Source organism: Pseudomonas sp. PDM24, from assembly GCF_019218905.1.
In the GTDB taxonomy this organism is placed as follows: Bacteria; Pseudomonadota; Gammaproteobacteria; order Pseudomonadales; family Pseudomonadaceae; genus Aquipseudomonas.
In genome coordinates this window covers 111,005-135,977 of record NZ_JAHUWR010000008.1, presented here as the reverse complement: position 1 = coordinate 135,977, position 24,973 = coordinate 111,005, and the positions used below count along the sequence as shown (strand labels likewise).

Below are 24,973 nucleotides of genomic sequence, written 5' to 3'. Positions count from 1 at the left end.
GACGGCTGATTTGGATGTGAAGGCTGCGATCAACGACGGGTCAACAACACCCCGGATTCCATGTGATGGGTCCACGGAAACTGGTCGAACATCGCGCATTGAGTAATGCAGTGAGTGTCGTGCAGCTGGGCGATGTTGGCCGCCAGGGTTTCCGGGTTGCAGGAAATGTAGAGGATGTTGTCGAAGCGCCGGGTCAGTTCGCAAGTGTCCGGGTCCATGCCGGCGCGGGGCGGGTCGACGAACACGCTACCGAACTCGTAGCTCTTGAGGTCGATGCCGTGCAGGCGGCGGAACGGACGAACTTCGTTCAGTGCTTCGGTCAGTTCTTCGGCAGACAAACGCACCAGCGTGACGTTATCCACTGCGTTTTCGCTCAGGTTGCTGAGCGCTGCATTGACCGAGGTCTTGCTGATCTCGGTGGCCAGCACTTTACGCACACGGGTCGCAAGCGGCAGGGTGAAGTTGCCGTTGCCGCAATACAGCTCCAGCAAATCGTCGGAGCGATCACCGAGGGCGTCATACGCCCAGTTGAGCATCTTCTGGTTTACCGTGCCATTCGGTTGGGTGAACGCGCCTTCCGGCTGGCGATAGCTGAAGGTACGGCCGCCAACTTCGAGTTTTTCGACCACGTAATCGTGACCGATCACTTCGCGTTTGCCCTTCGAGCGACCGATGATGCTGACATTCAGCTCGGCGGCCAGTTTCGACGCCGCTGCGTGCCAGTGCTCATCCAGCGGGCGGTGATAGCACAGGGTGATCATCGCATCGCCGGCCAGGGTGGTGAGGAACTCCACCTGAAACAGCTTGTGGCTCAGGGCCGCACTCGCTTGCCACGCCGCCTTGAGCTGCGGCATCAACTGGTTGATGCGCAGGCTTGCGATCGGGAACTCTTCGATCAGGATCGGCGTGCGTTTGTCTTCCTGGGAAAACATCGCGTAATGGCGCTCGCCGGCTTCGCGCCACAGGCGGAACTCGGCACGCAGGCGGAAGTTTTTCAGCGGCGAATCGAACACTGCGGGTTCGGGAGCACCGAACGGGGTCAGCAGATCACGCAGGCGCGTGACCTTTTCTTCGAGCTGAGCGGCGTAAGCCTGGGAATCAAAAGTCATGCGTTGAACCAACCCAACTTGATCACGAACAGAATCGACAGAATCACCAGCGCCGAATTCAACTCACGGCCGCGACCGGACAACAACTTGATGGCCGTCCAGGAGATGAAACCGAAGGCGATGCCGTTGGCGATGGAATATGTGAATGGCATGGCCAGGGCGGTGACCACGACCGGTGCGGCGACGGTGATGTCGTCCCAGTCTATTTCCGCCAGGCCGGATGTCATCAGTACGGCGACGAACAGTAAGGCAGGCGCGGTGGCGAAGGCTGGAACGCTGGCCGCCAATGGCGAGAAGAACAGCGCCAGCAGGAACAGGATCGCGACCACGATGGCGGTCAGGCCGGTACGGCCACCGGCACTCACGCCGGCTGCGGATTCGATGTAGCTGGTGGTGGTCGAGGTGCCCAGCAAGGAACCGGCCATGGCCGCGGTGCTGTCGGCGATCAGGGCGCGGCCCATTTTCGGCATGTGGCCGTCCTTGCCCATCAGGCCGGCGCGCTTGGCCACACCGATCAGGGTGCCGGAGTTGTCGAACAGGTCGACGAACAGGAAGGCGAAGATCACGCTGACCAGACCGATGTCCAGTGCACCTTTGATGTCCAGTTGCAGGAAAGTCGGCGCCAGCGACGGCGGCATCGACATCACGCCGCCGAACGGGGTGAAGCCCAACAGGATCGAAACGATGGTTACCGCCAGAATACCGATCAGCACCGCACCGCGTACTTTCAGGGCTTCGAGGGCAACGATCAGGGCAAAACCAAGGGTTGCGAGAATCGGTGCCGGTTGCTTCAAGTCGCCGAGACCGACCATGGTCGCCGGGTTGCTGACCACGATGCCGGCGTTGTGCAGGGCGATCAGGGCCAGGAACAAGCCGATACCGGCGGCAATCGCCGAGCGTAGCGCCAGCGGAATGCTGTTGATGATCCATTCGCGGATGCGGAAGATCGACAGCAGGAAAAACATCACCGCCGAGATGAACACCGCGCCCAACGCCACTTGCCAGGTGTGGCCCATGTGCAGGACCACGGTGTAGGTGAAGAAGGCATTCAGGCCCATGCCCGGCGCGAGGGCGATCGGGTAGTTGGCGATCAGGCCCATGGTTGCCGAGCCGATGGCCGCAGCCAGACAGGTGGCGACAAACACCGCACCTTTGTCCATGCCGGTCTCGCCGAGGATGCTCGGGTTGACGAACAGAATGTAGGCCATGGCCAAAAAGGTCGTGACGCCCGCCAGAATCTCGGTCCGCACGTTGGTGTTGTGTGCCTTGAGTTGAAACAGCCTTTCCAGCATGTCTGCTCCCCGTGGCGCGCCCGGCGCCGGTGAATGTATCGACCTCAACAGCAAAGCACAGGCCGCAGCAGGCGCCTGGGTATTTTCTGTGGGTCGGAAAAAGCCGCGCATCATACCAGCAGCGTGGGGCTATGGCTGCTTATGGCTGCGATCGTCGTCGATGTTTTGCACAAAAGGGAACTGCGCCATACTGCGCGCTGTTTTTTTGGGGGAGGGAGGGGGTAGATATGTATTGCATTAATAAGCGTGTGATTGCGGCATTTGGATTGCTGCTCAGCTGTTTCATCGGAGCGCAAACAGCCTCCGCGGCCATGGCCCAACCGTTGAGCCAGGTGAAGGTGCTCAAGGTCGAATCGCCATCCTGTGGATTTGAAAGTATTGCGGACGGCCAGGCGCAAACCCGTTGCGACCACAAAGGGCCAAACATCAAGGTGTATGTGCTGGAGGTCGGCTACGGCCGTGCAGCCCATGTCGCACTGGACGGTTTCGAAGTGAACGGCACCCGAACCCCTGTCTGTGCCTTTGATACCGGCAACCTGACCGAGTGCTCCGCCGGGAAAAAAACCGTCGGCTATCTGTACATCTTCAACCTGGCGGGCAAGCAGGACGGCACCTTCACGTTCAGCAATACCTCGATCAACGCCCCCGGCAACACGATGTCGACGCAGCTTTACATCAAGTAACGGCTGGCCTCGAACAAGGGTCAGGAAAGCTGACTACGCTTTAAAGATTATCCTGTGGACCGCGCCCATGACCTTTAGAGCCCTGATTACCCTCGCCGAGGGCATCGACGATCTGCAAACCGTGACCTTGATCGATGTGCTGCGCCGCGCCAAGGTTGAAGTGGTGGTGGCCAGCATCGAGGCACGGCGCATGCTCACCTGCGCTCGCGGCACCCGCTTGACCGCCGATGCGATGTTGGTGGATTTGCTCGCCCAACCCTTTGACTTGATCGTGCTGCCTGGCGGTGCCGTAGGGGCGCAGCATTTGGCGGCCCACCAACCCTTGCAACAATTGATCAAGGACCAGGCCGCCGCCGGGCGCCTGTTCGCCGGTATTGCCGAATCTCCGGCGCTGGCGCTGCAAACCTTTGGCGTTTTGCGCCAGCGACGCATGACTTGCCTGCCCACGGTCAGCAATCAGCTGTCGGGTTGTAACTTCATCGATCAACCGGTGGTGGTCGATGGCAATTGCATCACCGCTCAGGGTTCGGGCGCCGCGTTGGAGTTTGCGCTGACGCTGGTGGAGCAACTCTGCGGCAAAGCCACGCGGGCGACGGTGGCGGGGGAGTTGGTGGTCTAGTGAATGTCAGGCGTGGATAGCAATCGGTTCGATGAAGGGTTGCTCACGCTGCTCCGCTTGCCAGAGATCGTAGTCGATCTGAACCCCTAACCACATCCGGGCCTTACCGATTCCAGCCCGCTCCAGACGTACCGCCAGGTCCGGACTGATGGGCGCATGGCCGTGCAGCACTCGCGAAAGATGCGGGCGGGCGAATCCAAGGTGCCTGGCCAGTTCGGTGACGCTGACACCAAGCTCGGGCAATACATCCATCAAGAGTGTTTCGCCAGGGTGTGGCGGGTTGTGCATGGGCATGGTCCTGCCTCCTGTCAGTGGTAATCCAGATAGTCGACCAGTTCGATATCCGAACCAATAAAACGAAAAATAACCCGCCAGTTCCCCGAAATGCTGAGTGACCAATATTCGATCAGATCGCCCTTGAGCGGATGTAATCGCCATCCCGGAAGGTCGAGGTCGTCGGGGGCCACTGCGCGATCCATGAACTGCAGCATGCGAGCCAGACGTTTCGCATGATCTGCTCGAATCCCACGAGTCGAACCGGTTTCGTAGAAGCCACGAAGGCCTTTGTGCTGAAAGGATTTGATCATGCTCGAAGTGTAAGGCGATACATTACACTTGATGCACTATCTATGTATTGCACTTGGTCGGAGAATTTATGCTTTGTGCTGATTTCCAGTCTTTTGGAAGCAGGTAGGGGACTTCCGTATCCTGAGCTACATCAGGCCCTGACTTCTTCCACCGGCACATGCATTCGGTCGCGGTTGGCCAGGGTCGGGAACAGTTTGATCCAGGCCCCGGTCACCATCAGCGTGCCGATACCGCCCATGACCACTGCCGGCACCGTGCCGAACCAGTGGGCCGTCAAGCCGGATTCGAACTCGCCGAGCTGATTCGAAGCGCCGATGAACAAGCCATTCACCGCGCTGACCCGGCCGCGCATTTCGTCCGGGGTTTCCAGTTGCACGAATGAGGCGCGGATCACCATGCTGATCATGTCCGCTGCGCCCAATACCACCAGCACGGCGAGAGAGAACCAGAACGAAGTCGACAGGCCGAAAGCGATGGTCGCCACGCCGAATACACCCACGGCCGTGAACATCACCCGCCCGACGTTTCGCTCCACGGCAAATCGCGCCAGAAACAGCGACATCAACAGCGCCCCGACTGCAGGGGCCGAACGCAGCAGGCCCAGCCCCCACGGGCCAGTCAGCAAAATGTCTTTGGCGAACACCGGCAGCAACGCGGTTGCGCCACCCAGCAGAACGGCAAACAGATCCAGGGAAATCGCCCCGAGAATGTCCGGGCGACTGCGAATGAAACGGATGCCCGCCAGCAGCGAGTCCAGGGTGGCCTTGCCCTTGTTCAGCGGTTTTTGCCGGGCCGGAAGGTTGAGCATCAGCGCACAAGCGATGAGGTAAAGAATCACCGTCGGGCCATACACCCAGACGCTGCCGAAGGCATAGAGCAAACCGCCCAGCGCCGGGGCGACGATGGTCGCTGATTGTTGGGCAGATTGCGCGGCGGCAACGGCGCGGGGGAATAACGCGCTGGGCACGATGCTCGGCAGCAAGGCCTGAGTCGTCGGCATTTCGAAGGAGCGGGCGGCGCCGAGCAGGAACGCGAGGATGAAGATCATCTCCCGGGTGACCTGGTCGGTCGCGCTGCCGATGGCCAGTGACAGGGCGATCAGCGCTTGCAGTGACTGACAGATCGCCGCGACCTTGCGCCGGTCATAGCGGTCCGCGACATGCCCGGTGTGCAGCATGAACAACACGCGAGGGGCAAATTCCACCAGCCCTACCAGGCCCAGATCGAGCACATTGCCCGTCAGTTGATACAGATTCCAGCCAATGGCCACGGTCAACATCTGAAAACCGCTGGCGGTGAACACCCGAGCCAGCCAGAACGCGATAAACGGGCGGTGATGACGTAACAGCAGGGGCGCTTGGCTGGGCATCTGAAGGCAGGTCTGGGAGAGGGAAGGGGCGAGATTATCACCAAGCTGTAACCAGAAGTTGCAGGGCTGAAAAATTTAGTTAGCTAGACACCGATCTATGGAGCATACGAAATCCCTGTGGTGAGGGGGCTTGCCCCCGTTGGGCTGCGAAGCGGCCCCAGACCCAGGCAACTCATTTCTGCCAAGTACACCGCAGTAACCGGATTTACGACTGCTGCGCAGCCGAACGGGGGCAAGCCCCCTCGCCACAGTTAGTCCACCCATCCAAAAATGTATTGCAGCTCATGCCAAAACCCATGAGGCAACCTGTCACGCGGCAAAAGACCACACCGTCCATCGGCAAAAATGCGACTACTCTTTCAACGTTGCTTGATCCAGATCAAGACCCTTCGTGGAATTGATCTGGCGGCCAGATGGCCAGACTCCCTACGTTTGTGATGATGGTCCAAAAAGAACGAATTCGAATTCGCCACACTCCATATCCGTGGGGGCAGTGGGTGTAGGCCGCAAGCCTTCAGCCGGTATTACCTGACAGAGGAAGACGTATGTTCGGTTTGGAGGCACTTGATCTCGCCCGGATTCAGTTCGCATTCACCATTTCGTTTCACATCCTGTTCCCGGCCATCACCATTGGCCTGGCGAGTTACCTGGCGGTGCTCGAAGGCCTGTGGCTGAAGACGCACAACGACACTTACCGCGATCTGTACCATTTCTGGTCGAAGATCTTTGCCGTCAACTTCGGTATGGGCGTAGTTTCCGGTTTGGTCATGGCCTATCAGTTCGGCACCAACTGGAGCCGTTTCTCGGACTTCGCCGGTTCGGTGACCGGGCCGTTGCTGACCTATGAAGTGCTCACCGCCTTCTTCCTCGAAGCCGGTTTCCTCGGCGTCATGCTGTTCGGCTGGAACAAGGTCGGGCGCAAGCTGCACTTCTTCGCTACCGTCATGGTGGCCATAGGCACCCTTATTTCCACCTTCTGGATTCTGGCCTCCAACAGCTGGATGCAGACCCCTCAAGGCTACGAGATCGTCAACGGTCAGGTTATTCCGGTGGACTGGCTGGCGATTATCTTCAACCCGTCGTTCCCCTACCGCCTGATGCACATGGCCACGGCGGCGTTCGTTGCGACCGCGTTCTTCGTAGGCTCGTCGGCGGCCTGGCACTTGCTGCGCGGCAAGGACAACCCTGCGATCCGCACCATGCTCTCGATGGCGATGTGGATGGCGCTGATCGTTGCCCCGATTCAGGCGGTTATCGGTGACTTCCACGGCCTCAATACCCTCAAGCATCAGCCGGTGAAAATCGCTGCGATCGAAGGCCACTGGGAAAACCACGGCGACGAACCGACGCCGCTGATTCTGTTCGGCTGGCCGGACATGAAAGCTGAGAAGACCAAGTTCGCGGTAGAAATTCCGTACCTCGGCAGCCTGATCCTGACCCACACCCTGGACAAACAGGTCCCTGCGCTCAAGGAATTCCCGCCTGAAGACCGGCCGAATTCGACCATCGTGTTCTGGTCGTTCCGGATCATGGTCGGTCTGGGCATGCTGATGATCTTCACTGGTTTGTGGAGCCTGTGGCTGCGCAAACGCGACAAGCTGTATACCTCGCGGCCGTTCTTGTACCTGGCGCTGTGGATGGGGCCGTCAGGCCTGATCGCGATCCTCGCCGGCTGGTTCACCACTGAAATCGGCCGTCAGCCGTGGGTGGTTTATGGGTTGATGCGCACGGCGGATGCGTCCTCCGGGCACAGCTTCGTGCAGATGAGCATCACCTTGATCATGTTCGTTGTGGTGTATTTCGCACTGTTCGGTGCCGGTCTTGGCTACATGATGCGCCTGGTGCGCAAAGGGCCGAAGATCGACGAAGGCAAGGAAACCAACGAAGGCGGTCCTGGCCAGAAACGCACACCAGCCCGTCCGCTGTCTGCAGCCGATGACAATGGTGACGCTGATCACAACCACAGCCTGAACAAGGAGATTTGAATCATGGGTATTGATCTTCCGCTGATCTGGGCCGTGATCATCATCTTCGGCATCATGATGTACGTGGTCATGGACGGCTTTGATCTTGGGATCGGAATTCTCTTCCCGTTCATCAAGGGCAAGAGCGATCGGGACGTCATGATGAACACCGTCGCCCCGGTCTGGGACGGCAACGAAACCTGGCTGGTATTGGGCGGTGCGGCATTGTTCGGCGCCTTCCCGCTGGCTTATTCAGTGGTGCTCTCGGCGTTGTACCTGCCGCTGATTTTCATGCTGATCGGGCTGATTTTTCGCGGTGTGGCCTTCGAGTTTCGCTTCAAGGCCAAGGACGACAAGCGCCACCTCTGGGACAAGGCATTCATCGGTGGCTCGATCGCCGCAACCTTTTTCCAGGGCGTGGCATTGGGTGCGTTCATCGATGGGCTACCGGTAGTCAATCGTCAGTTTGCCGGAGGCTCACTCGACTGGCTGACACCGTTCACGATGTTCTGCGGTGCGGCGCTGGTGGTGGCTTATGCGCTGCTCGGTTGCACGTGGCTGATCATGAAGACCGAAGGCAAGCTGCAGGAGCAGATGCATGATCTGGCGCGGCCATTGGCCTTCGTGGTGCTGGCGGTGATTGGCATCGTCAGCATCTGGACACCCTTGGCCCACGCCGAGATTGCCGCACGCTGGTTTACCCTGCCGAACCTGTTCTGGTTCCTGCCGGTGCCGATTCTGGTGCTGGTGACCATGTACGGTCTGATTCGCGCGGTGGCCCGCAATGCGCATTACACGCCATTCCTGTTGACCCTGGTGCTGATCTTCCTCGGCTACAGCGGTCTGGGTATCAGCCTGTGGCCGAACATCGTGCCGCCGTCGATCTCGATCTGGGACGCCGCCGCACCGCCGCAAAGCCAGGGCTTCATGCTGGTGGGCACGCTGTTCATCATCCCGTTCATCCTGGGCTACACCTTCTGGAGCTACTACGTGTTCCGCGGCAAGGTCACCCACGAAGATGGTTACCACTAGTGACTACGGCGCAGAATTGAATCCTGCGCCGTTGCAGAGGAGAAAACGATGATGGCTGGCAAACCTGATTTGCAGGAAATCGAAGCCGCCGAGAAAAAGCCGCTCTGGCAGCGGCTCGGCTGGCTGGCGATGATCTGGGCCGGCAGCGTCGTGGCTCTGTTCATCGTGGCCACGCTAATGCGCATGTTCATGAATGCCGCGGGCCTGAGTACCCACTGAGATTCCCATCCCGTTGCCTTGCGGCACGGATTTATAACCCTCCTGCGATGGAGGGTTTTTTTTGTCCGTGATTATTTGCGTGCTTTGAGAATCACGAACTTGGGTGTGGCCGCGACTTGCTCGACGCCGCGGAACAACCGCGCCAGCTTGCTGTGATAACCCAGGTGACGATTGCCGACGATGTACAGCGCGCCGCCCACCACCAACGATTCACGCGCCTGCTGGAACATCCTCCAAGCCAGGAAATCGCCGACCACTTGCTGTTGGTGAAACGGCGGATTGCACAGCACCACGTCCAGGGATTGAGGTTCCTGCTCAGCCAACCCATCGCCGGCCCGCACGATCACGTCGCGATTACCCAGCGCCGCGCGCCAGTTTTCAGTGGCCGATTGCACGGCCATGAACGATTCGTCCACCAGCGTGTAGTGCGCCTCAGGGTTTTGCAGGGCACTGGTAATCGCCAGCACGCCGTTGCCACACCCCAGATCGGCAACCCGTGCTGCGCCGAGGTTCTTCGGCAAGTGCGGCAAAAAGGCCCGCGTGCCGATATCCAGCCCTTCGCGGCAGAACACATTGGCATGATTGAGCAGTTCGATCGCAGGGTCGTCGAGTCGATAGCGGGTCGGGTAGGGGGAGGTCGCCGGCGCTTTGTCTTGGGGCGTGGCGATCAGCAGCCGAGCCTTCTTGACGGCCAGCGAGGCTTGCACCGGGCCGATGTAACGCTCCAGCAGATCGCCCGCAGCGCGTGGCAAATGCTTCACCATCGCGGCTGCAATCACTTGAGCGCCAGGAGCCAGTTGCCCTTGTAGCCGGATCAGTTGCTCTTCCAGCAGGGCCAGGGTTTTCGGTACCCGGATCAGTACCCGGTCAAACGGCCCGACGAACATTTCGCTGGCAGGCACTTTCGGCACTGCATCAAACGTCTGGCCATTGCGTATCAGGTTTTTTTCCAGCCCCTGAAACGCCAGAAACGAATCGCCGCTGCTGGTCACCCGAACCTTGCCCGCCAGGCTGGCGGCCAAAGCGCCGAAGCTGTCGTTGAGCACCAGCACGCGGGTATCGGCTGCCGGTTGTTGCCCGGCCAGATGAGTGAGCAGGTATTCGTCTGCGGCATCAAAGGCTTGCAACGGTTCGTTCGGCTGTTCTGGCTGGCGGATCAGATCGAGTTGAGCGAAGGGGGTTTCGAGCAGAGGCATGAGACGGGGGGCTCTGGGTAATCAACGGAGGATAATCAACGAGTGGCCCGCCGCGCAGAGGCTTATAACGGGCGAGCCATTCCGAGTGGACTACGTCGTGGAATTTCACACGGCATCACTCAGGACTGGATCGCAGATGGTACGGTTTTTTCGCTTGGATTACTCGCGGGGATTACCGGATTCAAACAGATTCAGATGACGCCCACTTTCGCGGCTCTGATCACTGCCGCAATTTTGTTGTTTACGCCGAATTTTCGGATGGCGCCGCGTATATGGAACTGTACCGTGCTTGGACTGAGGTTGAGGATGATCGCGACCTCGTCTGCCGTCTTGCCATCGGCTGAGTATTTCAGCACCTCGATTTCCCGGGATGATAAATGCACTGTGCCTGGTTTTGAGGGCGCAGGCAGTTCTTTCGCCACAAGCCCATGCAAGTGACGGCTAATGAACAACGCATAGCCCAGATTCTTATACAGATCATGCGTCGTAATCGGACAGTGGCTTCTGGCCAGGCTCAGCATGCTGCAAAGCCCGTTCTCATCATGAACGGATTGGGACCAGCCATAGCGCAAGCCTTGCTGTTGTTGTGCTTGCCACAGTGTGGGTGTCTTGCAGAAAATTTCTTTCTGCCAAAGAATCGGTAATTCAGATTGATTGCAATGGGCTAGTATCGGATCGACTTCACTGAAGTGCTCCTGTTCATATTTCGTGTTCCATTCGGTGGGATAATTATTCAGATTGATCGTATGGCGGCGTATCCCCCTTACTTGGGATGTTATTGAAAATGCACAGAAATTAAAGCCAAGATTTTTAACAAGATTGAGAGAAATCTCGTACGCGGTCTCTATTTTCTGAGCGTAAGAAAGCTGCGTTAACTGTGACTCCTTCCACACTTTCATTGGGTAGCTCCATGGCGGCCTTACTGTCGTTGGTGCTGATTGGATCCGATATCCGGCACGCCACGATTGTAGGAGAATTCTTACATGCGTGGTGGATTTTTTTGCTCTTAAAAAAAATATGCAACTGCATAAACCAGTTCTTAGCTTACTAACGGATCAACAGGAATCAACTACATATCATATTTGTATTTCTACTGTTTGGTGAGGTGAGGGAAAAGCCATTACAAATCACCGGTGTTTATACCTTCTACTTTGCGGGACACTGGCGTTATCTGTTGAATGGAGCGACCCAATGACTGCCAGTGCAGAGAAATTCACACGCCAGACACTGCTCGACGTCCAGCCGTTGACTCCAAACCTGTTTACCCTGCGAACCACCCGGGATTCTGGCTTTCGTTTTCGCGCAGGGCAATTCGCCCGGCTGGGCGTGACCAAGGCCGACGGCAGTACGGTGTGGCGAGCTTATTCCATGGTCTCGTCCCCCTATGACGAGTTCCTGGAGTTCTTCTCCATTGTCGTGCCGGGAGGGGAGTTCACCAGTGAACTGAGCCGGCTGGAAGTCGGCGATATGCTGCTCGTCGATCGGCAGGCCTTTGGTTATCTGACGCTGGATCGCTTCGTCGATGGCCGTGACCTCTGGTTGTTATCCACAGGCACGGGGCTGGCGCCGTTTCTGTCGATCCTGCAGGACTTCGAGGTGTGGGAGAAATTCGAACGAATCATCCTGGTCTACAGCGTGCGCGAAGCGCGGGAGCTGGCGTATCAGGAGCTGATTGCAGGGCTGGCACAGCGCGATTATCTGGCCGAATACGCGCACAAGCTGCAGTTCATCGCCACCGTCACCCGCGAGCAGCATCCGGGGGCCCTGAATGGGCGGATCACGACACTCATGGAAAGTGGCGAGCTAGAGCGCACGGCCGGTGTAGCGCTGACAGCCGAGCATTCGCGGGTGATGCTCTGCGGTAATCCACAGATGATCGATGACACGCGCAAGTTGCTCAAACAACGGGACATGCGCTTGAGCCTCAGTCGACGACCCGGCCAGGTGGCAGTGGAAAACTACTGGTAAACAAACGGCGCCCAAAAGGCGCCGTTTCTTGGGCAATCAGTCATCAGGGCTGATTGTTCTGAGCCTTGAGCAGATCGCGAATCTCTTCCAGCAGCTCTTCTTCCTTGGTCGGAACCGGCGGCAGGGTGGGCGCAACGGCCTCTTCACGTTTCAGGCGGTTGATGGCCTTGACGCCCATGAAGATCGCGAAGGCGACGATGATGAAGTCGATCAGGCTCTGGATGAACTTACCGTAGGCCAGCATCACCGCCGGGACATCACCGTTGGCAGCCTTGAGCGTAATGGCCAGGTCACTGAAGTCCACCCCACCGATCAGCAAGCCGATTGGCGGCATCACCACGTCGCCGACAAATGACGAAACGATTTTGCCGAAGGCGGCGCCGATGATGATACCCACGGCCATGTCGACCACATTACCTTTGACCGCGAAGGCCTTGAACTCACTTATCACGCCCATAGGTTATTTCCTTGTTACAGATGAGGTTGGTGAACGCAGTGTAAATCAGCAAAACGGCTGGCGCTCGAAACACCGCCTTACAATGCTCGCTCTTATCGACACATCTTCCGGCAATTAGTTTACAAAGTGCCACCATTCGCGCGCGACTAACCGCTCTAGACCGGGTATTCCAGAACCTTTTCGCTATCGGCTCGGTGCGGGATTTCTATTTATGTTTTGGCCTTTGGGTCACTAGCCTCTGTGGGGCGCACCTGGATGCGCCTTATAAAACCAGAGGAAACTTCCATGACAACTCCCCTTGGCCTCGGGGCTTTTCCCTTCCCTCGTACCCTTGGCGTTCTGACCGCCAGCCTGCTGTCCTTCTCCGTCAATGCTGCGACCTTGACCCGCGATAACGGTGCCGCCGTCGGCGACAACCAGAACTCACAAACCGCCGGCGCGACCGGGCCGGTACTGCTGCAAGACGTGCAACTGATCCAGAAACTCCAGCGTTTTGACCGTGAACGCATTCCCGAACGCGTGGTGCATGCCCGTGGCACTGGCGCCCATGGCACGTTCACCGTAACCGACGACCTCAGTGACCTGACCAAGGCCAAGGTGTTCGCCGGCGGCCAGAGCACGCCGGTATTTGTGCGTTTCTCCGCTGTGGTCCATGGCAACCATTCGCCGGAAACCTTGCGTGATCCGCGGGGGTTCGCCACCAAGTTCTACACCGCAGACGGCAACTGGGACCTGGTCGGCAACAATTTTCCGACCTTCTTCATCCGTGACGCGATCAAGTTTCCAGACATGGTTCACGCCTTCAAGCCAGACCCGCGCACCAACCTTGACGACGATTCCCGTCGTTTCGACTTTTTCTCCCATGTTCCAGAAGCCACTCGTACCCTGACCGAGTTGTATTCCAACTCCGGTACGCCGGCCAGTTATCGGGAGATGGACGGTAACGGTGTACATGCCTATAAGTTAGTGAACGCCAAAGGCGATGTGCACTATGTAAAATTCCACTGGAAAAGTTTGCAGGGGTTAAAGAACCTCGACCCTAAAGAAGTGACGGGTGTTCAAGGTCAAGACTACAGTCATATGACTAACGACTTGGTCGCCAATATTAACAAGGGCAACTTTCCTAAATGGGACTTGTACATCCAGGTTCTAAATCCACAAGACTTGTCCAAGTTTGATTTCGATCCATTGGATGCGACCAAGATCTGGCCCGGTGTTCCTGAACGAAAAGTTGGACAAATGGTGTTGAACCGTAATCCGGCGAATGTTTTCCAGGAAACCGAACAAGTGGCCATGGCCCCGGCCAATTTAGTTCCGGGTATCGAACCTTCGGAAGATCGCTTATTGCAAGGGCGAGTGTTCTCGTATGCCGATACTCAACTGTATCGTCTGGGGGCCAACGCTCTGCAGTTGCCGATCAACGCACCCAAAGTCGCCGTGAACAACGGTAATCAGGATGGCGCAATGAACATCGGCGCCAGCAGCACCGGCGTAAATTACCAGCCAAGTCGCCTGCTGTCTCGTGAAGAGCCGCCAACCGCGCGTTACAGCCAGTCGACCCTGTCGGGCAGCACGCAGCAGGCGAAGATTCAGCGCGAGCAGAACTTCAAGCAGGCCGGCGATCTGTACCGCTCGTTCAACCAGAAGGAACGTCAGGACCTGATCGACAGCTTCGGTGGCTCACTGGCCACCACCGATGAGGAGAGCAAGCACATCATCCTGTCCTTCCTGTACAAGGCCGACCCGGAATACGGGACCGGCGTGGCCAAAGTAGCCAAGGGTGATCTGGCTCGGGTCAAGACGCTGGCGGCCAAACTGGTCGACTGATCCATCTGCCTGAAGCGGGGCCTCATGCGAGGTCCCGTCTGATCAAGGAGCTGCGCCATGCGTTTTTATCTGTCTGTGTTTCTGGCGTGCTGGTCGCTCAGTGTGTTCGCCGGGCCTGACGTGCAAGCCTCGAAGAGCCCTCAGGCGCTGAAAGCCCAATTACAGGATTACTACTTTGATGCCGCTCGACGCGGTGATGTGCCGATGCTCGATACCTTCATCGAGGCCGGCTATTCCCTCGATACCCGCGACAGCAAGGGTTACACCGCACTGATTCTGGCCGCCTATCATGGCCAGAGCGCTGCAGTGGAGCGTTTGCTCGCTGCCGGGGCGGACGCCTGCGCTCAGGATCAACGCGGTAACACGGCGTTGATGGGCGCGATTTTCAAAGGCGAAGTGCAGATTGCCAGGACCTTGCTGGCCGCCCATTGCAGTCCCGACCAACGCAATGGCGCAGGGCAGACTGCCGCGATGTACGCCGGCTTGTTCAAGCGCGTTGAGTTGCTGGACGCACTCAAGGCCAAAGGGGCGGACATGAACGCCGAAGATCCGTTGGGCAATAGTGCCGCGCGTCTGGCCAGCGGTGAAATCCGTACGGCGCCGCCGCGCTGATCCGCGCGAGCTGAGCTATCATCGCGGTTTTTGCCGGGAGTTCAGATGGCCAAGGCCAAGCGCATGTACGGCTGCACCGAGTGTGGCTCAACCTTCCCCAAGTGGGCCGGCCAGTGCGGCGAATGTGGGGCCTGGAACACGCTGACCGAAACCATGGTCGAGAGTGGCGGCGCCGCAGCCCCCAGCGGGCGCACCGGTTGGACCGGCCAGCAGGCGCAGATCAAAACCCTGGCCGAAGTCAGCGTCGAAGAGATTCCGCGTTTCTCCACGGCGTCCAGCGAGCTGGATCGCGTTCTGGGCGGCGGCCTGGTGGATGGCTCGGTGGTGTTGATCGGTGGTGATCCGGGTATCGGCAAGTCGACCATTTTGTTGCAAACCTTGTGCAACCTCGCCAAGAGCATGCCGGCACTGTATGTCACCGGCGAAGAGTCCCAGCAACAAGTGGCCATGCGCGCCCGGCGCTTGGGCTTGCCTCAGGATCAGCTGCGGGTGATGACCGAAACCTGCATCGAAACCATCATCGCCACGGCCCGGCAGGAAAAGCCCAAGGTGATGGTGATCGACTCGATCCAGACGATTTTCACCGAGCAACTGCAATCGGCGCCGGGGGGCGTTTCCCAGGTACGCGAAAGTGCAGCATTGCTGGTGCGTTACGCCAAACAAAGCGGTACGGCGATTTTCCTCGTAGGTCATGTCACCAAAGAAGGCGCGCTGGCCGGTCCCCGAGTGCTGGAGCACATGGTCGACACCGTTCTGTATTTCGAAGGCGAATCCGACGGGCGCCTGCGTCTTTTGCGGGCAGTGAAAAACCGTTTCGGCGCGGTCAACGAATTGGGCGTGTTTGGCATGACCGACAAAGGCCTGAAGGAAGTCTCCAACCCCTCGGCGATTTTTCTGACCCGGGCCCAGGAAGAAGTCCCGGGTAGCGTGGTCATGGCAACGTGGGAAGGCACCCGGCCGATGCTGGTGGAAGTCCAGGCGTTGGTGGACGACAGCCATCTGGCCAACCCCCGCCGGGTGACACTCGGTCTGGACCAGAATCGCTTGGCCATGTTGTTGGCGGTTTTGCATCGACATGGCGGCATTCCGACTCACGATCAGGACGTATTCCTCAACGTGGTCGGCGGGGTGAAGGTGCTGGAAACCGCTTCCGACCTGGCCTTGATGGCGGCGGTCATGTCCAGTTTGCGCAACCGGCCGCTGCCCCATGATCTGCTGGTGTTCGGCGAAGTCGGCTTGTCGGGTGAAGTGCGCCCGGTGCCGAGCGGCCAGGAACGCTTGAAGGAGGCGGCCAAGCACGGCTTCAAGCGCGCCATTGTGCCCAAGGGCAACGCGCCGAAAGAGGCGCCGCCGGGGTTGCAGATTATTGCCGTGACGCGCCTGGAGCAGGCATTGGACGCGTTGTTCGAATAGCTGCCGAGTCGAACACAATCCCTGTGGGAGCGTCGGGCCGTTATATTTCGATCAGGGCGCCCAATTCGCGCTCCAGTTCCTCGGGATCGCCCAGGTTGAACTCAATCAACCGCCGCAGTCGCTCAATCGATTCCAGGCTGATGTGTTTGCAGACGAAGCCGAGCTGACCATGGTCATCGTGGGTCAGCAGCACATCCATCTTGATGGCGACATCTTCGTTGAGATGAATATCGACCAGGAAATGCCAGTCCCGATTCCCCAGCCAAGGCTCGGGCCGTTCGATCAATAACCCTTTGAGCGACAGGTCGATCAACTTCACCGGCCAGATGAATTCCCCTTGGCTCAGCTCGGTTCGGGCATCGAACGCAAAACGTTTGAAGCGGCGGCGATCAGCAGGGTGGTCACTCATGGCGCAATCCTCTGAATGTCCGCTGACTATAGACCCGCATGGTTAAAGCCTGCCAGCCAAGACCGGCTCTGGATCAATGTCGGGGTATGGCCTTTGCCGTCAGTAGCGCTAAACTCCGGATGGCTGTCTTTCTTGTCCACTCTGGCTGGAATCATAAAATGAAAAATAATAATAGCCTGCTACGCCACTTACCTTGGCTGCTGCTGGCAATCCTGGGAGCGTGCGCCCTGGGCGTAGTGGCATTGCGCCGAGGCGAGGCGATCAACGCCTTGTGGATTGTGGTCGCCGCGGTGGCCATTTATCTGGTCGCGTACCGCTACTACAGCCTGTTCATCGCTAACAATGTGATGCAACTCGATCCGCGTCGGGCGACACCCGCCGTGCTCAACAATGACGGTCTGGACTACGTACCGACTAACAAGCACATTCTTTTCGGTCACCACTTCGCAGCCATTGCTGGCGCAGGGCCTCTGGTCGGTCCGGTATTGGCGGCGCAGATGGGCTACCTGCCCGGTACGCTGTGGCTGATTGCCGGGGTGGTGCTGGCCGGTGCGGTTCAGGACTTCATGGTCCTGTTCATGTCCACCCGCCGCAACGGTCGCTCCCTGGGCGACATGGTCCGTGAAGAAATGGGCCGCATCCCCGGGACCATCGCGCTGTTTGGCTGCTTCCTGATCATGATCATCATCCTCGCGGTGCTGGCGCTGATCGTGGTCAAGGCCCTGGCCGAAAGCCCGTGGGGCATTTTCACGGTGATGGCGACCATCCCGATCGCGATGTTCATGGGCATCTACATGCGCTACATCCGCCCGGGCCGCATCGGTGAAATCTCGGTGATCGGCGTGGCGTTGCTGCTGGGTTCGATCTGGCTGGGCGGGCAGATTGCCGCTGACCCGGTGTGGGCCAAGGCGTTCAGCTTCACTGGAATCCAGATCACCTGGATGCTGATTGGCTACGGTTTTGTCGCTGCGGTATTGCCGGTGTGGCTGATTCTGGCACCGCGTGATTACCTGTCGACCTTCCTCAAGATCGGCACCATCGTTGCGCTGGCAATCGGCATTCTGATCACCATGCCCGAGCTGAAAATGCCGGCATTGACTCAGTTCATCGACGGCACCGGGCCGGTGTGGAAGGGCGGTCTGTTCCCGTTCCTGTTCATCACCATTGCCTGTGGCGCGGTGTCCGGTTTCCACGCGTTGATCTCCTCCGGCACCACGCCGAAGTTGCTGGATAACGAGGTTAACGCTCGTTACATCGGTTACGGCGGCATGCTGATGGAGTCCTTCGTGGCGATCATGGCGATGGTGGCCGCTTCGGTGATCGAGCCGGGCGTGTACTTCGCCATGAACAGCCCGGCGGCGGTCGTCGGTGGTGACGTAGTGGCTGTCGCACAAGTCGTCAGCGGCTGGGGTTTTGCAATTACCCCGGAAGCGCTGCAAGCAGTGGCCAAGGACATCGGTGAAACCACCATCCTGGCCCGTGCCGGCGGCGCGCCGACCCTGGCGGTCGGTATCGCACAGATCCTGCACAGTGTGCTGCCGGGTGAAAACACCATGGCGTTCTGGTACCACTTCGCGATCCTGTTCGAAGCGCTGTTCATCCTGACGGCGGTGGACGCCGGTACCCGTGCCGGGCGTTTCATGCTGCAGGATTTGCTCGGCTCCTTCGTGCCAGCGTTGAAACGCACCGAGTCCTGGACCGCCAACCTGATCGCAACCGCCGGTTGCGTGGCGATGTGGGGTTACCTGCTGTATCAAGGCGTGATCGACCCGTTGGGCGGGATCAACACCTTGTGGCCACTGTTCGGCATCTCCAACCAGATGCTGGCGGGTATCGCACTGATGCTGGCAACCGTGGTGCTGATCAAAATGAAGCGCCAACGCTACGTCTGGGTCACCATGTTGCCCGCCGTATGGTTGCTGATTTGCACCACCACCGCAGGCTTCATCAAGCTGTTCGACGCCAACCCGGCAATCGGCTTCCTGTCGTTGGCGAAGAAATACAGCGATGCGTTGGCCAACGGGCAGATTCTGGCCCCGGCCAAGAGCATCGAGCAGATGCAGCATGTCATCTATAACGCTTACACCAACGCAACGCTGACCGCGCTGTTCCTGTTCGTGGTGTTCAGCATCCTGTTCTATGCGCTCAAGGTCGGCATTGCTGCCTGGGGCACCAAAGAACGTACGGATAAAGAGTCGCCGTTCCAGGCTCAGCCGGACGCGTAATTGAGGATTGCACCATGTTCAATGACCTGAGTCGCCTCGGTAAATACCTCGGTCAGGCTGCGCGCCTGATGGTCGGCATGCCCGACTACGACAACTACGTCGAGCATATGCAAACCAAACACCCGGACAAACCGGTGATGAGCTACGAGATGTTCTTTCGCGAACGTCAGGAGGCCCGTTACGGTGGCAAGGGTGGGCCGAAGTGCTGTTGATGCAACAGCCTGGCTGATGCAATCCCTGTGGGAGCGGGCTTGCTCGCGAAAGCGGTGTGTCATTCAACATTAATGTCGACTGACACGACCTCTTCGCGAGCAAGCCCGCTCCCACATTTGTTTTGTGTTGTTTCTTAACTTTGTGAAACAGGAGAACCCGTTTGTCCTCTCCCATTCCAGTAACAATCCTCAGTGGCTTTCTCGGCGCGGGAAAAACCACGCTCTTGCGCCACCTGCTCAAAGCCGAGCACGGCCTGAAAATCGCCGTGATCGAAAACGAATTCAGTGACGCCGGTATCGACACCCAACTGTTGGGCGACGAGCCGGTGCAAGTGATGACGCTGTCCAACGGCTGCGTCTGCTGCACCATCCACACCGATTTGACCAAAGCGCTGTACCTGCTGCTCGAACGCCTGGACAGCGGCGAAATCGCCTTCGACCGCTTGGTGATCGAATGCACTGGCCTGGCCGACCCTGCCCCGGTGGCGCAAACCTTTTTCATCGACGAAGAACTGCGTGAGCGCTACATCCTCGACGGCATCATCACCCTGGTGGACGCGGCCCACGCCGACCTGCACCTGACCCAGACCATCGCCCAGGCACAGATCGGCTTTGCCGACCGTTTGCTGGTGAGCAAACGGGATCTGGTGGACGAACCGACCTTCACCGCCCTCAGCGAGCGTCTGACCCGCATCAACCGTCGTGCGCCAATCCGCGTGGTCGACCACGGCAAGATTGATCTGGCCGAACTGCTCGACGTGCGCGGCTTCAACCTCAATGCCGATCTCGGCGGTGGCGTGAGTTTGCGCCCGGTGAGCAAGGTGCCGTCCATCGACCGTATTTCCAGCCTGGTGTTGCGCACTGACAAGCCGCTGGATATCGACAAACTCAGTGAGTTCATGAACGAACTGCTGGAAGACCACGGCAAGCAATTGCTGCGCTACAAAGGTGTTTTGAACATCCTTGGCGAACCACGGCGCATGGTGTTTCAGGGGGTCTTGAAGCTGTACGGATTCGACTGGGATACGGAATGGGCCGACGATGAAATACGTGAAAGCGTGATCGTGTTCATTGCCGATGATTTGCCGGAAGAGAAGATTCGTGAGGGGTTTGCCCGAGTCGCAGCCGAGTAAAGTCGGATATCTTCAGCGTGTTTGAGGCCGCCTTCGCGAGCAAGCCCGCTCCCACATTTGATCCGTGTTGCCCACTCTGTCCGGGACGACACAAAGTCAATGTGGGAGCGGGCTTGCTCGCGAAAGCGATCTACCCGGCAGCACAGTTTCGAATGGTCGATGATCCAGAGTTCAGTAATCTTTGTTCAATATAATGCAGATGCCGGGTCATCAAATTTTCGGCCATCGCTACATCCTCACGCTCCACTGCATCGACAATCTCCGCGTGCTCCCGCCATCCGCAATAATCACCTGCCAGCGCGTCATACCGCGCAATCGCCAGCGAAGTCAGCGGCACCAGAGTGCCAAGAAAATACGCCAACGGTGCGTTCCCCGCCATTTCGGCCAGTTGCAGATGAAATTCCCCTGACAATCGAATGGCCGGACCACGCGCCGTGCATTGGCGTTCGCTGTCGATCAGGGCGCGCAGGCGTTTCAAGTCTTGCGGGTGAGGTTGCTGGCAGGCCAGTCGAATCAGCGTGATCTCGGTCAGTCGTCGGGCATGCAGCGTCTGGCGAATCTGTTCGGCATCGGGCGCGGCGACTCGGGGGCGATGGTTGGTGCGAAGGATAATGATCTGCTGATGGGACAACTGCGTCAGCACGCCACGAATGTCACTGCGTCGAGCGCTGAACATCTGCGCCAGGCTGTCTTCGGTAAAACGACTGGCTGCATGGATGCGCTGTTCGAGAATGGCGTCGAAGATCCGTGAATAGAGATCATCCGCCGGCAGTTTCCCTGTGTCGGTTCGGGAGAAGGGCAGGGCAGTGAATATCTGTGGTGAGGCGAAGCTGTTCATGGCCTGTCTCCAGTTCGAAGAGGGGGTCAACTGCCGAGGTGGTCATCCGGAATGTTCAATTCGATGCCCATCCGCTGGCCTTCGCGCAGGATGTGCCGACGCATCTCGGCGCTGGCCTGGGCGCTGTTTTTGCTGCGAATGGCCCGCACCACGGCTTCGTTTTCTTCAAGGCGTTCAGCCAGATGCTCTGGCGAGTTGCGTAGCACCTCGGCGCTTTGTTTGAGGGCGTTGCTGGTCTGCTGCACAACGCTCTGGAAGATCGGGTTCGAGGTCAGGGTGAACAGTTCTTCGTGGAACGCGATGTAGGCGCTGACCCCGGCTTCGCTGTCGTTGGCCTCCAGGGCTTCGCGCATGTCCATCAGGGTCAGGCGCAGTTGCCCGACTTCCTTGCTGCTGATGGATTGTGCAACCAGGCCGACGATGAAGGGTTCGAGGGTGTAGCGCAGTTGCAGCACATCTTCCAGGCTGGCCCCGGCCACCGCGCTGTCGTGGCTTTGGCTGTCGCTGAGATTGGCTTCCAGCACCACCACGCCTTTGCCCGGCATGGAGCGCACCAGCCCGAGGGTTTCCAGCACGATGACCGCTTCGCGCAGGCTCGGGCGGCTAATGCCCAGTTGCTCGGCCAGTTCACGCTGGCCCGGCAGCATCTCGCCGGAGCGCCACTGACCGCGGGCCAGGGCGGCCCGAAGTTTTTCTACCACCGAATTTACAACGGTTGACGAGGTAATCACTGTTCGCTCCAAGTCGTGATAAATGTGCCTGACCTTGGGCAGGCACACCTAGTTTAAAATTCCTGCTGATGCGCCGGGACCACCGGTTTCCTAGGCTGGAAGGTATAACCCACCTGACCGGAAAGCACTTTGTTCGCTCGCTGGATATCGATGTCCTTTTCCCAGCGGGCGATGGCCACGGTGGCGACGCAATTGCCGATCAGGTTGGTCAGTGCCCGGCCGATGCCCATGAACCAGTCCACCGCTAATACCAGCACCAGCCCGACCACCGGAATCGCCGGGATTGCCGTCAGTGTTGCCGCAAGAATCACCAACGCCGAACCGGGAATCCCGTGGGCACCTTTGGAGGTGATCAGCGACACCAGCAGAATCGTCAGCAGGTCAGTCATGGCCAGCGGCGTGCCGGTGGCATTGGCGATGAACACAATGGCCAGGGTCAGGTAGATCGAAAAACCATCCAGGTTGAACGAGTACCCGGTCGGAATCACCAGCCCGACCGTGGAGCTGCCGATGCCCAGATGCTCAAGCTTGCGCATGATTTGTGGCAGCACGGCGTCGGAAGAAGCGGTGCCCATGACGATCATCAGTTCTTCACGCAGGTACTTGAGCAGCGGCCACATCTTCAGGCCCGAGAGGCGCATCACCAGGCCGAGAATCAATGCCACGAACGCTACACAGGTCATGTAGAAAAGACCGACCAGGCTGCCCAGGTGCTGCAGCGAATCCAGGCCATATTTGCTGGTGGTGAAAGCGATGGCGCCGAACACGCCGATCGGTGCCAGACGCACGATCATGCCCATGATGCGGAAGATCACGTGGCTCAGCTCATTAATCAGCCGGGAAATACCCGACGCTGCTTCGCCCACCAGGTTCAGCGCGCTGCCGAACAGCACCGAAAACAGCAGGACTTGCAGAATGTTGTTTTCCGCGAAGGCGCCGATTACCGAGGTCGGGATCAGGTTCATCAGGAACTGGGAGGTGGTTTGCATGTGCTGACCGCGCTGGGCGATGTCGCCCATGTCGGCGGCGGAGAGTTGCTCCAGATGAATGTTCGCGCCGCTGCCGATGCCGGTCGTGAAGGCGAATACCAGGCCGATCACCAAGGCGATGGTGGTCAGTATTTCGAAGTAGATCACCGATTTCAGGCCGATGCGTCCGACCTTCTTCAAGTCGCCGGCACCGCTGATGCCGCTGACCACCACGCAGAACACGATCAGACCAATAAGCATCTTGATCAGTTTGATGAAACCGTCGCCGAGAGGTTTGAGTTGGGCGGAATATTCGGGAAGGGTCAGCCCGCAGACGATGCCGAGCACCAGTCCGAGAACCACTTGAAGGAAGATTGAACGCGAGCACCATCTGAGCATGGGAGGAATCCTGGTCGGTGTCCTGGCTGCCGTGCGCGATGCGCATCAGATTCAGGACTTAATTATTGTGGTCTTACCGGTATGTCCAGTGCAGGCGCAGTCTACGCTGGATTTTTTCAGGATTACAAGTGGAAGTCGAAAAATTGGCATGACCGGTCTGACCAGTGGCTAAAGCCGCGTAGGAGATGCCGATCAAGATCAAAAGATCGCAGCCTTCGGCAGCTCCTACAAAAACCCGCGTACACCCATGATTTCACGAATGTACACAACCTCTGTAGGAGCTGCCGAAGGCTGCGATCTTTTGATCTTTATGGCGGACGAAAAAAAACCGGCCATCACTGACCGGTTTTTTCATTGCTGCGGTTTAGCGGGGCAATTAAGCGCCGTACACCGGCAGCTTCTTGCAGATGGCTTTGACTTTCTCACGAACGGCGTCGATCACCGCTTCGTTGGAAAGATCTGCCAGGATGTCGCAGATCCAGCCGGCCAGCTCTTTGCACTCTGCTTCCTTGAAGCCGCGAGTGGTCACTGCCGGTGTACCGAAACGCAGACCGGAGGTGACGAACGGGGAGCGTGGATCGTTCGGTACCGAGTTCTTGTTCACGGTGATGAACGCTTTGCCCAGAGCGGCGTCGGCGTCTTTACCGGAGATTTCCTGCTTGATCAGCGACAGCAGGAACAGGTGGTTCTGAGTACCGCCCGACACCACGTCGAAACCGCGCTCGATGAACACGCCGGCCATGGCCTGGGCGTTTTTCACCACTTGTTGCTGGTAGGCCTTGAACTCAGGCTGCAGCGCTTCCTTGAAGCAGATCGCCTTGGCGGCGATCACGTGCTCCAGCGGGCCACCCTGGGCGCCCGGGAATACCGCGGAGTTCAGCTTCTTCTCGATGTCGGCGTTGGCGCGAGCCAGGATCAGGCCGCCACGTGGACCGCGCAGGGTCTTGTGGGTGGTGGTGGTCACGACGTCAGCGAATGGAACCGGGTTCGGGTAGACGCCAGCGGCGACCAGACCGGCCACGTGAGCCATGTCGACGAACAGGTAGGCACCGACTTTGTCAGCGATTTCGCGGAAACGCGGGAAGTCGAGGATCTGCGAGTAGGCAGAGAAACCGGCCACGATCATTTTTGGCTTGTGCTCGACCGCCAGACGCTCGACTTCGTCGTAGTCGATCAGGCCGTTGGCATCGATACCGTACTGAACAGCGTTGTACAGCTTGCCGGAGGACGAAACGCTGGCACCGTGGGTCAGGTGACCGCCGTGGGCCAGGCTCATGCCCAGGATGGTGTCGCCCGCTTGCAGCAGGGCCAGGTAAACGGCGCTGTTGGCTTGGGAGCCGGCGTGTGGCTGAACGTTGGCGTAATCGGCGCCGAACAGTTCTTTGGCGCGGTCGATGGCCAGTTGCTCAACCACGTCGACGAACTCGCAACCACCATAGTAGCGCTTGCCCGGATAACCTTCGGCATATTTGTTGGTCAGTACGGAGCCTTGAGCTTCCATCACCGCAGGGCTGGTGTAGTTTTCCGAAGCGATCAGCTCGATGTGTTCTTCCTGGCGCTGAGCTTCTTGCTCCATGGCGGCAAAAAGGTCGGCGTCGTACTTGGCAATAGTCAAATCACGGCTGAACATGGCGGTCCTCAAGGATCGGGGCAGAAAAGGGGGGCATTCTAACTCAATGGGTTTTAGATGGCATATGAAAGGACATCATG

At 58.6% G+C, this 24,973-nt stretch carries 25 protein-coding genes; 12 read left to right on the top strand and 13 right to left on the bottom strand.

Going from position 1 to position 24,973, the window contains the following annotated elements; translation table 11 throughout:
* Window positions 1–29: 29 nt before the first annotated feature.
* Complete coding sequence (gene trmA / locus KW837_RS23930; protein WP_218398825.1) at window positions 30–1,109, bottom strand: tRNA (uridine(54)-C5)-methyltransferase TrmA; 1,080 nt, start codon at window positions 1,107–1,109, stop codon at window positions 30–32.
* Window positions 1,106–2,401: an NCS2 family permease gene (locus KW837_RS23925; protein WP_123498645.1), complete on the bottom strand. Its 1,296-nt coding sequence runs from the start codon at window positions 2,399–2,401 to the stop codon at window positions 1,106–1,108. Before KW837_RS23925 ends, trmA begins: the two co-directional genes overlap by 4 nt.
* A 227-nt stretch (window positions 2,402–2,628) precedes the next feature.
* Between KW837_RS23925 and KW837_RS23920 the strand changes: the two genes are divergently transcribed.
* The gene (locus KW837_RS23920) at window positions 2,629–3,084 is read left to right on the top strand and encodes a DUF4879 domain-containing protein (RefSeq protein ID WP_123498647.1); all 456 of its coding nucleotides are present in this window, start codon (window positions 2,629–2,631) and stop codon (window positions 3,082–3,084) included.
* 67 nt (window positions 3,085–3,151) lie between these two features.
* Entirely contained in the window at window positions 3,152–3,703 is a 552-nt protein-coding gene (locus tag KW837_RS23915) for a DJ-1 family glyoxalase III (RefSeq protein WP_192345366.1), read from the top strand.
* Window positions 3,704–3,709: 6 nt separating this feature from the next.
* On the opposite strand, the gene KW837_RS23910 is transcribed toward KW837_RS23915, so the two are convergent.
* The 3 genes from KW837_RS23910 to KW837_RS23900 form a co-directional block, all read right to left on the bottom strand.
* A complete protein-coding gene (locus KW837_RS23910; RefSeq protein WP_218398824.1) occupies window positions 3,710–3,997 on the bottom strand; it encodes a HigA family addiction module antitoxin in 288 nt (95 codons plus the stop codon).
* Window positions 3,998–4,011: 14 nt separating this feature from the next.
* Complete coding sequence (locus KW837_RS23905) at window positions 4,012–4,290, bottom strand: type II toxin-antitoxin system RelE/ParE family toxin (protein ID WP_192345368.1); 279 nt, start codon at window positions 4,288–4,290, stop codon at window positions 4,012–4,014.
* Window positions 4,291–4,421: 131 nt separating this feature from the next.
* Window positions 4,422–5,660 (bottom strand): MFS transporter, encoded by a 1,239-nt coding sequence (locus KW837_RS23900; protein WP_218398823.1) that lies wholly within the window; start codon window positions 5,658–5,660, stop codon window positions 4,422–4,424.
* 545 nt (window positions 5,661–6,205) lie between these two features.
* Between KW837_RS23900 and KW837_RS23895 the strand changes: the two genes are divergently transcribed.
* From KW837_RS23895 to KW837_RS23885, 3 genes are read left to right on the top strand one after another with little or no spacing between them, the layout of a single operon-like run.
* Window positions 6,206–7,645 carry a cytochrome ubiquinol oxidase subunit I gene (locus tag KW837_RS23895; RefSeq protein WP_218398822.1) on the top strand — a complete coding sequence of 480 codons (1,440 nt, stop codon included), beginning with the start codon at window positions 6,206–6,208 and terminating at the stop codon, window positions 7,643–7,645.
* Window positions 7,646–7,648: 3 nt separating this feature from the next.
* Window positions 7,649–8,656, top strand: coding sequence for a cytochrome d ubiquinol oxidase subunit II (cydB, locus tag KW837_RS23890; RefSeq protein WP_123359142.1), 1,008 nt, complete (start codon window positions 7,649–7,651; stop codon window positions 8,654–8,656).
* A gap of 51 nt (window positions 8,657–8,707) precedes the next feature.
* A complete protein-coding gene (locus KW837_RS23885; protein WP_162830918.1) occupies window positions 8,708–8,875 on the top strand; it encodes a DUF2474 domain-containing protein in 168 nt (55 codons plus the stop codon).
* Between the two features lie 71 nt (window positions 8,876–8,946).
* On the opposite strand, the gene KW837_RS23880 is transcribed toward KW837_RS23885, so the two are convergent.
* Both KW837_RS23880 and KW837_RS23875 read right to left on the bottom strand, forming a co-directional pair.
* Window positions 8,947–10,071, bottom strand: a complete 1,125-nt coding sequence (locus tag KW837_RS23880; protein ID WP_218398821.1) for a class I SAM-dependent methyltransferase — start codon at window positions 10,069–10,071, stop codon at window positions 8,947–8,949.
* A 191-nt stretch (window positions 10,072–10,262) separates the two neighbouring features.
* Complete coding sequence (locus tag KW837_RS23875; RefSeq protein WP_218398820.1) at window positions 10,263–10,970, bottom strand: autoinducer binding domain-containing protein; 708 nt, start codon at window positions 10,968–10,970, stop codon at window positions 10,263–10,265.
* 292 nt (window positions 10,971–11,262) lie between these two features.
* Between KW837_RS23875 and KW837_RS23870 the strand changes: the two genes are divergently transcribed.
* Window positions 11,263–12,039, top strand: coding sequence for a ferredoxin--NADP reductase (locus KW837_RS23870; RefSeq protein WP_218398819.1), 777 nt, complete (start codon window positions 11,263–11,265; stop codon window positions 12,037–12,039).
* 43 nt (window positions 12,040–12,082) lie between these two features.
* Here the strand turns inward: KW837_RS23870 and mscL are convergent, their stop codons facing one another.
* Window positions 12,083–12,496: a large-conductance mechanosensitive channel protein MscL gene (gene mscL / locus KW837_RS23865; RefSeq protein WP_007895273.1), complete on the bottom strand. Its 414-nt coding sequence runs from the start codon at window positions 12,494–12,496 to the stop codon at window positions 12,083–12,085.
* 285 nt (window positions 12,497–12,781) lie between these two features.
* Between mscL and katB the strand changes: the two genes are divergently transcribed.
* From katB to radA, 3 genes are read left to right on the top strand one after another with little or no spacing between them, the layout of a single operon-like run.
* Window positions 12,782–14,323: a catalase KatB gene (gene katB / locus KW837_RS23860; RefSeq protein ID WP_218398818.1), complete on the top strand. Its 1,542-nt coding sequence runs from the start codon at window positions 12,782–12,784 to the stop codon at window positions 14,321–14,323.
* A 57-nt stretch (window positions 14,324–14,380) separates the two neighbouring features.
* Window positions 14,381–14,935, top strand: coding sequence for an ankyrin repeat domain-containing protein (locus KW837_RS23855; RefSeq protein WP_218398817.1), 555 nt, complete (start codon window positions 14,381–14,383; stop codon window positions 14,933–14,935).
* 45 nt (window positions 14,936–14,980) lie between these two features.
* Window positions 14,981–16,348, top strand: coding sequence for a DNA repair protein RadA (gene radA / locus KW837_RS23850; protein WP_007937264.1), 1,368 nt, complete (start codon window positions 14,981–14,983; stop codon window positions 16,346–16,348).
* A 40-nt stretch (window positions 16,349–16,388) separates the two neighbouring features.
* On the opposite strand, the gene KW837_RS23845 is transcribed toward radA, so the two are convergent.
* The gene (locus KW837_RS23845; protein ID WP_218398816.1) at window positions 16,389–16,757 is read right to left on the bottom strand and encodes a PilZ domain-containing protein; all 369 of its coding nucleotides are present in this window, start codon (window positions 16,755–16,757) and stop codon (window positions 16,389–16,391) included.
* A gap of 158 nt (window positions 16,758–16,915) precedes the next feature.
* Between KW837_RS23845 and KW837_RS23840 the strand changes: the two genes are divergently transcribed.
* From KW837_RS23840 to yjiA, 3 genes are all read left to right on the top strand, one after another.
* Window positions 16,916–18,982 (top strand): carbon starvation CstA family protein, encoded by a 2,067-nt coding sequence (locus KW837_RS23840; protein WP_218398815.1) that lies wholly within the window; start codon window positions 16,916–16,918, stop codon window positions 18,980–18,982.
* Window positions 18,983–18,996: 14 nt separating this feature from the next.
* The gene (locus KW837_RS23835) at window positions 18,997–19,194 is read left to right on the top strand and encodes a YbdD/YjiX family protein (protein ID WP_007895266.1); all 198 of its coding nucleotides are present in this window, start codon (window positions 18,997–18,999) and stop codon (window positions 19,192–19,194) included.
* 161 nt (window positions 19,195–19,355) lie between these two features.
* Window positions 19,356–20,327, top strand: coding sequence for a GTPase (gene yjiA / locus KW837_RS23830; protein WP_218398814.1), 972 nt, complete (start codon window positions 19,356–19,358; stop codon window positions 20,325–20,327).
* Window positions 20,328–20,457: 130 nt separating this feature from the next.
* Here yjiA and KW837_RS23825 read toward each other — a convergent pair whose 3' ends face one another.
* The 4 genes from KW837_RS23825 to glyA all read right to left on the bottom strand — a co-directional run bounded on the left by KW837_RS23825 (window position 20,458) and on the right by glyA (window position 24,893).
* Complete coding sequence (locus tag KW837_RS23825) at window positions 20,458–21,165, bottom strand: GntR family transcriptional regulator (protein ID WP_218398813.1); 708 nt, start codon at window positions 21,163–21,165, stop codon at window positions 20,458–20,460.
* Window positions 21,166–21,191: 26 nt separating this feature from the next.
* Window positions 21,192–21,896, bottom strand: coding sequence for a FadR/GntR family transcriptional regulator (locus KW837_RS23820; RefSeq protein WP_008072332.1), 705 nt, complete (start codon window positions 21,894–21,896; stop codon window positions 21,192–21,194).
* A gap of 53 nt (window positions 21,897–21,949) precedes the next feature.
* Window positions 21,950–23,263: a C4-dicarboxylate transporter DctA gene (locus KW837_RS23815; protein WP_218398812.1), complete on the bottom strand. Its 1,314-nt coding sequence runs from the start codon at window positions 23,261–23,263 to the stop codon at window positions 21,950–21,952.
* Between the two features lie 376 nt (window positions 23,264–23,639).
* Window positions 23,640–24,893: a serine hydroxymethyltransferase gene (glyA, locus tag KW837_RS23810; protein WP_007895259.1), complete on the bottom strand. Its 1,254-nt coding sequence runs from the start codon at window positions 24,891–24,893 to the stop codon at window positions 23,640–23,642.
* Between the last annotated feature and the right edge of the window lie 80 nt (window positions 24,894–24,973).

Coding starts and splice junctions, on each gene's coding strand:
- trmA (WP_218398825.1), bottom strand. CDS start 1,109: ATGACTTTTGATTCCCAGGCTTACGCCGCTCAGCTCGAAGAAAAGGTC.
- KW837_RS23925 (WP_123498645.1), bottom strand. CDS start 2,401: ATGCTGGAAAGGCTGTTTCAACTCAAGGCACACAACACCAACGTGCGG.
- KW837_RS23920 (WP_123498647.1), top strand. CDS start 2,629: ATGTATTGCATTAATAAGCGTGTGATTGCGGCATTTGGATTGCTGCTC.
- KW837_RS23915 (WP_192345366.1), top strand. CDS start 3,152: ATGACCTTTAGAGCCCTGATTACCCTCGCCGAGGGCATCGACGATCTG.
- KW837_RS23910 (WP_218398824.1), bottom strand. CDS start 3,997: ATGCCCATGCACAACCCGCCACACCCTGGCGAAACACTCTTGATGGAT.
- KW837_RS23905 (WP_192345368.1), bottom strand. CDS start 4,290: ATGATCAAATCCTTTCAGCACAAAGGCCTTCGTGGCTTCTACGAAACC.
- KW837_RS23900 (WP_218398823.1), bottom strand. CDS start 5,660: ATGCCCAGCCAAGCGCCCCTGCTGTTACGTCATCACCGCCCGTTTATC.
- KW837_RS23895 (WP_218398822.1), top strand. CDS start 6,206: ATGTTCGGTTTGGAGGCACTTGATCTCGCCCGGATTCAGTTCGCATTC.
- cydB (WP_123359142.1), top strand. CDS start 7,649: ATGGGTATTGATCTTCCGCTGATCTGGGCCGTGATCATCATCTTCGGC.
- KW837_RS23885 (WP_162830918.1), top strand. CDS start 8,708: ATGGCTGGCAAACCTGATTTGCAGGAAATCGAAGCCGCCGAGAAAAAG.
- KW837_RS23880 (WP_218398821.1), bottom strand. CDS start 10,071: ATGCCTCTGCTCGAAACCCCCTTCGCTCAACTCGATCTGATCCGCCAG.
- KW837_RS23875 (WP_218398820.1), bottom strand. CDS start 10,970: ATGAAAGTGTGGAAGGAGTCACAGTTAACGCAGCTTTCTTACGCTCAG.
- KW837_RS23870 (WP_218398819.1), top strand. CDS start 11,263: ATGACTGCCAGTGCAGAGAAATTCACACGCCAGACACTGCTCGACGTC.
- mscL (WP_007895273.1), bottom strand. CDS start 12,496: ATGGGCGTGATAAGTGAGTTCAAGGCCTTCGCGGTCAAAGGTAATGTG.
- katB (WP_218398818.1), top strand. CDS start 12,782: ATGACAACTCCCCTTGGCCTCGGGGCTTTTCCCTTCCCTCGTACCCTT.
- KW837_RS23855 (WP_218398817.1), top strand. CDS start 14,381: ATGCGTTTTTATCTGTCTGTGTTTCTGGCGTGCTGGTCGCTCAGTGTG.
- radA (WP_007937264.1), top strand. CDS start 14,981: ATGGCCAAGGCCAAGCGCATGTACGGCTGCACCGAGTGTGGCTCAACC.
- KW837_RS23845 (WP_218398816.1), bottom strand. CDS start 16,757: ATGAGTGACCACCCTGCTGATCGCCGCCGCTTCAAACGTTTTGCGTTC.
- KW837_RS23840 (WP_218398815.1), top strand. CDS start 16,916: ATGAAAAATAATAATAGCCTGCTACGCCACTTACCTTGGCTGCTGCTG.
- KW837_RS23835 (WP_007895266.1), top strand. CDS start 18,997: ATGTTCAATGACCTGAGTCGCCTCGGTAAATACCTCGGTCAGGCTGCG.
- KW837_RS23825 (WP_218398813.1), bottom strand. CDS start 21,165: ATGAACAGCTTCGCCTCACCACAGATATTCACTGCCCTGCCCTTCTCC.
- KW837_RS23815 (WP_218398812.1), bottom strand. CDS start 23,263: ATGCTCAGATGGTGCTCGCGTTCAATCTTCCTTCAAGTGGTTCTCGGA.
- glyA (WP_007895259.1), bottom strand. CDS start 24,893: ATGTTCAGCCGTGATTTGACTATTGCCAAGTACGACGCCGACCTTTTT.